The organism is Geminicoccus flavidas (genome assembly GCF_009806515.1).
GTDB classification, from domain to species: Bacteria; Pseudomonadota; Alphaproteobacteria; order Geminicoccales; family Geminicoccaceae; genus Geminicoccus; species Geminicoccus flavidus.
Genome location: NZ_WUJP01000015.1, coordinates 1 through 1717 on the forward strand (window position 1 = coordinate 1; position 1717 = coordinate 1717).

Below are 1717 nucleotides of genomic sequence, written 5' to 3' on the forward strand. Positions count from 1 at the left end.
TCAAAGCGGTGATGATGATCTACGATGCCTCGCCGCTCGGGATCTACGCACTGCAGTCCAGCGGGATCAGGACGCCCGCGGACCTGGCCGGCAGGACGCTGGGCGGTCCGGCCACCGACGCCTCCTTTCGGCTGTTTCCGGCCTTCGCCACGCACGAGGGCGTCGATCCCGCCAGCGTGACGCGCATCGACATCGGCGCCGGTCGGCGCGAGGCCATGCTGCTGCAGGGCGAGGTCGACGTGATCTCGGGCTACTATTTCTCGGTCATGCTGAAGCTGGCGAGCATGGGCGTCGACCCGCGCAGCGTGGTGGTGATGCTCTACAAGGATCACGGGCTGGACTTCTACGGCAACGCGGTAATCGCCTCGGATCACTTCATCGCCGAGCATCCGGGTGCGGTGGCCGCGTTCAACCGCGCGGTCACGCGGGCCATGCACGACCTAATGGCGGACCCCTATGGAGCCATCGAGATGGTGCACGCGCGCCATCCCCAGATCGACGCCGAACGGGAAAAGCAGCGGCTGACCCTGGCGCTTGCGGTCAACATCCTGACCACGCGAGTCTGGGACGCCGGCTTCGGCGATGTCGACCCCGAGAGGCTGGCCCGCTCGATCGACCAGTTGGCGGGTGCCCTGTCCCTCGAGCAGAAGCCGACCGTGGACATGGTCTGGACCGACCGGTTCCTGCCGGAACCCAGCGCGCGCAAGCTCGGCGGCTGATCATTCGCGGCCCCGCCGCTTCCGACCAAGCCACGGGTCCCCCGTCGCCAGGACCGCTGCCTAGATCGCCATGCACTGTGCCACACTGGCAGGCGGGCTCTTTCTGCCCTGTCGGGGAAGTAACGCCATGTATGTGATCATCCGCAGGTTCCAGACCATGAAGGACGTGGACCAAGTGGCGTGGCGGGCGATGGCTGGCATGGCTCCGACCCTGAAGGAGGCGCCCGGCTTTGCCGGCTAGCACGCCTTTCGCGACGAGCGCGGCGGGGGCTCCATCACCCTGTTCGAGAGCCGGGAGGCCGCCGAGGCGGCCATGAACGGGCGCCCTACTGAATCAGGGGCAATCTGGTCGACCTGTATGACGGCCAGCCGCCCGACATGGCCAACGGCGAGGTGCTGGAGGCGATGACCGCCGGTCCCCCCTGCATTGACGCGGCCGCCCGCTGGTTCCAGCTTCCCGCCCACGCGTCGGGGAGGTTGGAACGTGTCGAGAAAGCCCAGGAAGAAGCCGGACGAGCTGCGCTCGCACCGCTGGTTCGGCGTGCAGGACCTGCGCTCCTTCGGCCATCGCTCGCGGGTCAAGCAGATGGGTCGCGACGCGGTCGACTATGCCGGCAAGCCGGTGATCGCGATCGTGAACACCTGGTCGGACATCAATCCCTGCCACTTCCATTTCAAAGAGCGGGTGCAGGACGTGAAGCGCGGGATCTGGCAGGCGGGAGGCTATCCCCTGGAGCTGCCGGCGATCTCGCTGTCCGAGCCGTTCGTGAAGCCGTCGACCATGATGTATCGCAACTTCCTGGCGATGGAGACCGAGGAGCTCCTGCGTTCGCACCCGATCGACGGCGTGGTGCTGATGGGCGGCTGCGACAAGACCACGCCCGCCCTGCTCATGGGCGCCATTTCCATGGACCTGCCCGCGATCTTCCTGCCGGCGGGGCCGATGCTGCGCGGCAACTGGGGTGGGCGGCAACTGGGCTCTGGCTCAGATGTCTGGA

General features: G+C 67.2%; 2 protein-coding genes. Both read left to right on the plus strand.

Features of this window, described 5'->3' with window-relative positions; translation table 11 throughout:
- The coding region (locus tag EQG76_RS00365; RefSeq protein ID WP_159709579.1) for an ABC transporter substrate-binding protein at positions 1 to 719 on the plus strand (719 nt) is incomplete at its 5' end.
- A 484-nt stretch (positions 720 to 1203) separates the two neighbouring features.
- Positions 1204 to 1717, plus strand: a 514-nt coding sequence (locus EQG76_RS00370; RefSeq protein ID WP_200840447.1) for a dihydroxy-acid dehydratase domain-containing protein, incomplete at its 3' end; no start/stop codon positions are given.